We start from the raw sequence: 440 nt of genomic DNA, 5'->3' as shown, positions 1-440 counted from the left end.
TTCTCACTCATCGGATCAACCGCATGCCATCTACCCAATGCAGCATCATACATACGCGCCCCATAATCATACCAATCAAGACCATTCTTCCTATCCAGCTCCTTACCGTTATACTAATAAGGCTGCACAGCATTACTTACCGAACTTGATAGCAGACCGCCAAACGGATAATAATGGTTCACTTCTTCAACATTACCACTCTGGTCTACAACCACACGGTTATTACCCAAATGATCCTGGACAAAATAGTGATACTTAGAATCGGCCAGTGTAACATAGCCAGCTTCTGTAAGCAACTTGACAGGGATTCCATTTTCATAGATCACATTGCCGCAATAATCAGTTACTGTAGTATCACTCCCTATGATATGCGTCGTACGAAGTTTTATTCCATCAGCATCATAAAGATAAGAAATGACATGACCGTTTTCAAATTCTAT

Annotated in this window: 1 pseudogene; it reads right to left on the bottom strand. The window is 41.1% G+C overall.

From position 1 onward, the window contains the following. Positions 1–440: pseudogene (locus KTR07_RS28230) on the bottom strand (RHS repeat domain-containing protein); the annotation flags it as partial.

The organism is Bacteroides sp. MSK.20.82 (assembly GCF_019052485.1).
Lineage (GTDB): Bacteria > Bacteroidota > Bacteroidia > Bacteroidales > Bacteroidaceae > Bacteroides > Bacteroides thetaiotaomicron.
This window is presented reverse-complemented; position numbering and strand designations above follow the sequence as displayed.